This is a genomic window from Pollutimonas bauzanensis (genome assembly GCF_040393045.1).
Lineage (GTDB): Bacteria > Pseudomonadota > Gammaproteobacteria > Burkholderiales > Burkholderiaceae_B > Pollutimonas > Pollutimonas bauzanensis_A.
In genome coordinates this window covers 37012-44505 of the sequence record NZ_JBEBUX010000015.1, presented here as the reverse complement: position 1 = coordinate 44505, position 7494 = coordinate 37012, and the positions used below count along the sequence as shown (strand labels likewise).

The following is a 7494-nucleotide window of genomic DNA, read 5'->3' as shown; positions in this document are numbered from 1 at the left end:
CTATTGACGGATTTCTCGGCTTCGCGGACATTGGCTAATTCGGCCGCGGCCAACTCTTCGGCGGCATGGCGTAAGGCGGTGCGCAGCCCCTCTTCGATTACCGGATGGTAAAACGGCATTTCCAGCATGGCCGCAATGGTCAGCTTTTGTTGTACAGCCCATGCCAATAGATGAGCCATGTGCTCCATGGCGGGGCCTGCCATTTCAGCGCCAAGGAATCGGCCATCGGCCACATTGGCATAGACGCGCAATTTGCCGTAATTTTTAAGCATTACCCGCGATCGCCCCTGCCCTGCAAAGTCGACTTCGCCAAAGACCACGCCTTGATGAGGCAGGTCTTTGAAGCGCTGGCCCGCTTGCGCCAGTTGTGGGTCTGAAAAGACCACTGCCATCGGCGCGCGTCGCCGTCCTGGGCTGACTTGGGGATAAAGCGCCGCATTATTTCCGGCAATCCGCCCATCATCGGCTGCTTCATGAAGCAAAGGCAATACGCCATTGACATCACCAGCGATAAAGATAGGCGTGTCGCCTAATTGCAAGGTAGCCGGATCGTATTGCGGCATTCCTTTGTCATCCAGCACTGCAGAGGTATGCTGTAAATCAAGCATATCGATATTGGGGCGGCGCCCGGCCGCCACCAACAGATAGTCGAAGCTTTCTATGGCTTCTTCTTTGCCTTCAGTTTGATAGCGCACCTCGACTTGCTCGCCCACCCTGCGTACAGCGACGATCTGGGTATTCAAGTGCAGATCCAGTTCGGACTGAAATGCCGCCAAGGCGCTCGCGCGTACCTCGGGGTCAGTCAGGCCGCCGACGCTGCCGCTGCGGTTTATCTGGCAAACCCTGACGCCCAGACGAGCCAACGCCTGGCCTAATTCCAAACCTATGACACCGCTGCCCACGACCATGACGCTGCCCGGCAACGTATCCCACTCGAAGACATCATCATTCACTATCACGCGGTCGCCCACCGATTGATAGGATTTGGGCACGACAGGTGTAGAACCTGTCGCAATGACAATTCGGGATGCTTGAATTTCAGTGTGATCGTCTATACGAAGCAAGGTATTGGACATAAAGCGTGCATAGCCGCGCACCTTATCGTCTGCGGGTATGTTGTCAACGCTTTCGAGGACGAAACCTACAAACCGGTCGCGTTCGCGCTTGACCCGGTCCATGACCTGGACACCATCGATACGAATATCGCCATCGATGTGAACACCAAAAGGCGCAGCCGATTTGGCAGTGTGGGCCGCTTCAGCAGCAGCGATCAGCAGCTTGGAAGGCATGCAACCAACGCGTGCGCAAGTAGTACCGTACGGACCGCCTTCAATCAATATGGCGCTCGCGCCCGTAGCCTTGGCTGCCCGATAGGCCGATAATCCCGCTGTACCCGCGCCGATGATAGCAACGTCTACTTTTAACTGTTTCATGTCCGACCGCTCCCCATGAGGATAAAGTGACTAACCGGCCCATTCGGTGACGAACTGCTGATAATCAGGCCGCTGGACAGGATCAAGAGTCACAATAGGCGTGCCTATCGAAAGAAAGCCCATAAAGCGATAGTCCAGGTTATCAAAGCCCAGCGCTTCGGTCACCTCGTCGAGGTAAGTGCCCAGGCCTGTGCTCCAGAAGGCGCCAAAACCCAACATATGAGCCGCATTGAGCATATTCGTAGCCGCCGCACCCACTGCCAGCATGCGTTCGTGTTCAGGGATCTTGGTGTTCGAATGATCAATTTGGCAGGCAATACCAATAAGCAACGGCACTTTAGCCAGCCAGCGTCGTACGCTGGCTTCTTTTTCGGGCGGAAATGGCAAGTTCGCCGCCTTTATTGCTGACGTCGACAATTCGGCAAGCCGGGCAATGCCTTCTTCACGAATCAGGGTGAAACGCCAGGGCTGCAACCGGCCATGGTCGGGTGCCGACATCGCCGTCTGCAGGATTTGTGCCAGCTGGTGGTCATCCGGGCCAGGCGACTGGACCAGTTTGACCGAGCGCCGCGACAATAAGTAATCTAACGGTGTAACCGACATGTTCTATCCTTTTCAGGAAGACGCTCGCGCAGTCCGCATGAGCGCCTTCATATCTCGGATGGCCTTCTCCCAGCCATCAAATACGGCCCGCGCCACGATGGCATGGCCTATGTTGAGCTCGGCTATGCCGGGCAAGGCCGCAATGGTTTGCACGTTATCGTAGTGCAGGCCATGGCCTGCATTGACGCGCAATCCACAGCCTACCCCTTTTGCGATACCCGTGCGCAGACGCGCCAACTCGAACGCAATGGCGGACGAATCCGCGGCTTCGGCATAGGCGCCTGTATGCAACTCAATCACAGGCGCACCAGCCTGATGGGCTGCCTCGATCTGGATCTCTTCCGGATCGATGAACAGCGAAACACGAATACCCGCCTCTTGCAATTGGGCTACCGCAAGCCGGACATGATCGAACTGGCCCGCGACATCGAGTCCGCCTTCTGTCGTCAGTTCGGTGCGTTTTTCCGGAACGAGGCAGACGTCCTGAGGCTGGATACGGCAGGCGATATCAAGCATTTCCGGCGTGATTGCACACTCCAGATTCATGCGCGTACGCAACAGTGGCTTTATTGCTGCTACATCGCTGTCTTGTATGTGGCGGCGGTCCTCGCGCAAATGCAAGGTAATGAGGTCGGCGCCCGCCTCTTCGGCGCGAACCGCCGCCTGGACAGGATCCGGGTACGAAGTGAATCGCTGTTGGCGCAAAGTCGCTACGTGATCAATGTTTACGCCTAATTCGATCATTTTACTTGCCCCTCTACCGTGTTGGTTGCCGTTACATCAACTGTGTCCTGCAGCCAGCCGCCGCCCAACGCTTTATAAAGCTCGACCCTGTTCAGCAGTGACTCCATCCCTGTCTGGTAGAACGCCTGCTGCGCGGAGTAGAGATCGACCTCGGCATTTTGCACTTGCAGAAAACTATCGATGCCGGTTTCATAACGCAGTGTTGCCAACTTCAATGTTTCAGCGGCAGAGGCTTCCAGGGAACGCAACGCATTCAACTGATTGTCATAGGTTGCCTCACCCGCCAGCGCATCGGCAACTTCCCGAAATGCTGTTTGAATGGACTTTTCATATTGCGCCACAGCGATGTTTTTCCGCGCTTCGGCCAACTCAAGATTACCGCTTACGCCACCGGAAAATATCGGCATCTGCAATTGCGGTGTGAATTGCCAGAAGCGGTTGCCCGAACTGAATAATCCGCCTAACTGTGGACTGGCAAAGCCCAATAGGCCAGTGATCGAGATATTAGGAAAGAATGCGGCACGGGCGGCGCCGATATTGGCGTTAGCCGACAGCAAGACGTTCTCTGCACTCATGATGTCAGGACGCCGTTCAAGCAGATCGGACGGCAAACCCACCGGAATCGCAGCCAACACCTGATCCCGTCCAAACACCGCGGCTTTCGGCAAATCGGCTGGAAGTGCTGCACCAAGCAACAAATGCAATGCGTTCTGGGCTTGGGCCTGAGCTCGCTCGAGGCTTGCGCGATCGGCTCGAACCGAATCGAGCTGCGTCTTGGCCTGGCTAAGATCCAATGCTGATGCCACACCTGCGTCAAAGCGCGCCTTGGCCAGTGAATAGGTATTCTGGCGGGACTGCAGCGTTTTTTCCGCCAGAATTTCTAGTTGCTGCGCAGTGCGTAGTCGAAAATACGCCTCGGCGACTTGCGCGACCAGATTGATATGTACCGTACGTCTAGCCTGCTCTGTAGCGAGGTATTGCTGATAAGCTGCTTCGCTCAGGTTCTTGATACGACCGAAAAAATCCAGTTCGAACGCAGTCATGCCGACGCCGGCTTGGTAATAGCGCGTCACACTATCAGACTCAGCGCCGTTTACCCGCAGGGCTTCAGGGTTTCGAGTAATTTGAGCGTTGCCGCCTATGCCAAAGGTAGGCAAGCGATCGCTCTGGGCAATGCCGTATTGCGCCCTGGCCTCTTCCACACGCTCGACTGCCACACGCATATCGCGATTATTGGCTAGCGATAACGCGATGAGCGCCCGAAGCTGGGGATCAGTGAAAAATTCGCTCCAGCCCAAGTCGGCGCTATAGCTCACGCCAGAAACCGGTGCAACGTTACTGTTGAGAGGCCCGACTTGCGCGGGATACTGCGCTGGTACCGGTGCCGCAGGACGCTCGTACTTCGGCGCCAGCGAACATCCGGCAAGCGCCAGGGTAACGATTAGGGGCAAGCTTGCCCTTTTAAAGATCCCTTGCATTATGCCTGCCCTCCGTCTTTAGGAGAGTGGCCCGCCTGGTCGGCGGGAGCGCCATGATGAACGGTAGTCAGCGGCGCATGAGCCCCTGAAAGCTTAGGCTTGGTCTTGAACAATGTTAATACCACGACAAAGAAGGTAGGAACGAACAGCATGGCCAAGGGCGTAGCCGCCAACATGCCGCCCAATACACCCAGGCCAACAGCGTTCTGGCTGGCCGAACCTGCGCCGGTGGCTATGGCCAACGGCACCACGCCCAGAATGAAGGCGAACGAAGTCATCAGAATAGGCCGGAATCGCAAGCGTGCCGCTTCAATCGTCGCATCGATAATGCTTCCCCCTTGAGCGTATGTATCTTTAGCGAACTCGACGATCAGAATGGCGTTCTTGGCCGCCAGGCCGATCACGGTAATCATCCCGACCTGGAAGTACACATCATTGGACATGCCCAGCGCCGACACGAGCCCTACCGCACCCAGCATTCCCAGCGGAACCATCAGCATGACCGACAAAGGAATAGCCCAGCTTTCATACAGCGCGGAAAGCAACATGAAGACGACCAGCATGGCCAGTCCCATCAGGATGATAGATTGGCTGCCTGCTTGCTTCTCTTGGTAGGAAAGTCCTGTCCATTCATAGCTGAAACCTTGCGGCAACTGGGCCACTATTTCTTCCATGGCAGCCATCGCTTGACCGGTGGAGTAACCCGGGGCGGCAGTACCGCCCAGGCGGATCGACTCGTAGCTGTTGTAGCGGACCACCTGGACTGGGCCTTGTTCCCAATCGACCTTCACAAATGACGACAAGGGCACCATTTCCCCTTTGCTGTTGCGAGCATTGAGTTTCATGATGTCATCGGTATTCATGCGGTGCTTTTGCTCAGCCTGGACCCAAACGTTCTGCATCCATCCCATGTTCGGGAATTTCGCTACATACGAAGAGCCCAAAGCCGTTGAAATAAGCGTAGCGACTTCAGCGAAGTCGACCCCAAGGGCCGCCGCTTTCTGGCGATCAATGGTCAGGCTGAGCTCCGAACCCGGCCCGAGACCGGTAATACGAGTGTCGGACAGCACTGGATTTTTCATGGCCAACATCAGGAGTTGCTGTGTGGCCGCCATCAATGCGTCATGGCCTTGGCCACCGCGATCCTGCAGGCGCATATCAAAGCCCGATGCATTACCCAACGAAGAAATCGCCGGGGGAACAATAGCGAAAACCATAGAGTCGGGAAGTCCGAACAGCAAATTCTGCGTCGCTTTTGCTGACACAGTTTGTGCGGAGTTTTCCTTGCCTGGCCGCTCTGAAAAATCTTTCAAAGGAACGAAGGCTATCGCCGAGTTCAACCCATTGCCGTTAAAGCTGAAGCCCTGCACCGTCACAATATTCTGCGTTTGTGGCTGTTTGCTGAAATAGTCTTCGACCTTTTCGATCGTCTCCAGCGTACGATTGCTGGTGGATCCGGATGGCAACTCCATATTTACAATGACATAGCCCTGGTCTTCTTCAGGCAGGAAAGACGTAGGCAGGCGCATATACATCCAGCCCAGCGCCAACAGCAGGATCAGATAAACGATCATCATGCGCCCGCCGCGTTTCAGGCTGCGTCCAACCCAGCCTTCATAATGGTTGGTCACACGATCGAACGAACGGTTGAACCATCCGAAAAACCCCTTCTTGGATTCGTGATGGCCTTTGGGTATGGGCTTTAGTATCGTCGCGCACAAAGCGGGCGTGAAAGTCAATGCCAGGAAGCCTGAAAACAGAATAGATACTGCCATGGCGACGGAAAACTGCTGGTAAATGATGCCGACGGAACCACTCATGAAGGCCAGTGGCAAAAATACCGTGGCCAGAACCAGCGTCATCCCTACTACCGCTCCACTAATCTGCGGCATGGCTTTCTTGGTAGCTTCTTTAGGTGACAAGCCCTCTTCCACCATAATCCGTTCAACGTTTTCCACCACCACAATGGCATCATCGACAAGAATACCGATAGCCAGAACCATGGCAAACATGGTCAGTACGTTAATGGAAAAGCCCAGGGTGAGCATGACCGCAAAAGCGCCCAAAATGGCAATAGGAACCACCAGTGCAGGTATCAATGTATATCGAACGTTCTGTAAGAAAATGAACATCACGATAAACACCAGCACCATCGCTTCCAGCAGGGTGTGGACGACTTGTTCGATTGATATCTGTACGTAGGGGGTTGTGTCGTAAGGAATGGAATAAGTGATATTGCCAGGGAAGAACTGGGACAGTTCTTCCATGCGTTCTTTGACCCCTGCCGCAGTGGACAAAGCGTTGGCATTGGTTGCCAGGGAAATAGCAAACGCCGCTGTCGGCTTGCCGTTCAAACGTGCACCGAACTGATAGTTGTCGGCACCGACTTCAACACGCCCTATGTCGCGAACGCGCACGCTGGATCCGTCGACGTTGGACCGCAGGACCACGTTTTCGAAGTCGGCAACCGTCGTAAGTTCGCCATTAACCACGATGGGCGCAGTAACCCGTTGGTCGCTCGGGTTCGGTGGAGAACCGATAATACCCGCAGAAATTAATACGTTCTGCTGCGCAATGGCTGCATTGACTTCTGCCATGCTCAGTTTATAACCGGTAAGCTTGTCGGGATCGACCCATACCCGCATGGCGCGCGGCGCTGCGAACAGCTGAAATTTTCCGACGCCAGGAACGCGCGAAATCGAGTTCTGGATATTGCGTGTAATGTAGTCGGCCAACGCCACCTGATCTAACGAACCGTCTGTCGACGAGAGAGCCGCTACCAACAAGAAGCTGGCATTGCTTTTACTGACTGTCAGGCCTTGCTGTGTTACTGCGCCGGGCAGCTTGGCGGTAACGTTAGAGATCCGATTCTGGACGTCAACCTGGGCCATATCCGGATCGGTTCCAGGCGCAAAGGTAGCGGTAATTTCCGCGCCGCCGTAGGAGTCGCTGACCGACTCGTAATACAACAGGCCTGTGGCACCGTTCAGCTCGTTCTCGATAACGCTGGAAACCGAGTTGGCGACGTCCTTGGCGGAAGCACCGGGATATGTCGCCTGAATGCTAATGGCGGGCGGGGCTACCTCGGGGTACTGCGAAACCGGCATGTTGGGAATGGCTAACAAACCTGCCAAAGTAATTGCCAAGGCAATTACCCAGGCAAAAACCGGCCTTTCGATAAAAAACTGCGACATGCGTGCTCACTCTAAAAGCAGTTAACGATGCAGGCTGCCACG

The 7494-nt window shown here is 55.2% G+C and carries 5 protein-coding genes; all 5 read right to left on the bottom strand.

Translation table 11 applies throughout. From position 1 onward, the window contains the following. A partial coding sequence (locus tag ABWO67_RS04265; RefSeq protein ID WP_353147995.1) for a dihydrolipoyl dehydrogenase occupies positions 1-1433 on the bottom strand: 1433 nt, incomplete at its 3' end. Positions 1434-1463: 30 nt separating this feature from the next. Next, the gene (locus ABWO67_RS04260; RefSeq protein ID WP_353147992.1) at positions 1464-2036 is read right to left on the bottom strand and encodes a nitroreductase family protein; all 573 of its coding nucleotides are present in this window, start codon (positions 2034-2036) and stop codon (positions 1464-1466) included. Between the two features lie 12 nt (positions 2037-2048). Next, positions 2049-2780, bottom strand: coding sequence for a pyridoxine 5'-phosphate synthase (gene pdxJ, locus ABWO67_RS04255; RefSeq protein ID WP_353147989.1), 732 nt, complete (start codon positions 2778-2780; stop codon positions 2049-2051). Further along, the gene (locus tag ABWO67_RS04250) at positions 2777-4258 is read right to left on the bottom strand and encodes an efflux transporter outer membrane subunit (RefSeq protein ID WP_353147987.1); all 1482 of its coding nucleotides are present in this window, start codon (positions 4256-4258) and stop codon (positions 2777-2779) included. The genes pdxJ and ABWO67_RS04250 overlap by 4 nt, the downstream gene beginning before the upstream one ends. After that, positions 4258-7452 (bottom strand): efflux RND transporter permease subunit, encoded by a 3195-nt coding sequence (locus ABWO67_RS04245; protein ID WP_353147985.1) that lies wholly within the window; start codon positions 7450-7452, stop codon positions 4258-4260. Before ABWO67_RS04245 ends, ABWO67_RS04250 begins: the two co-directional genes overlap by 1 nt. Positions 7453-7494: the final 42 nt, after the last annotated feature.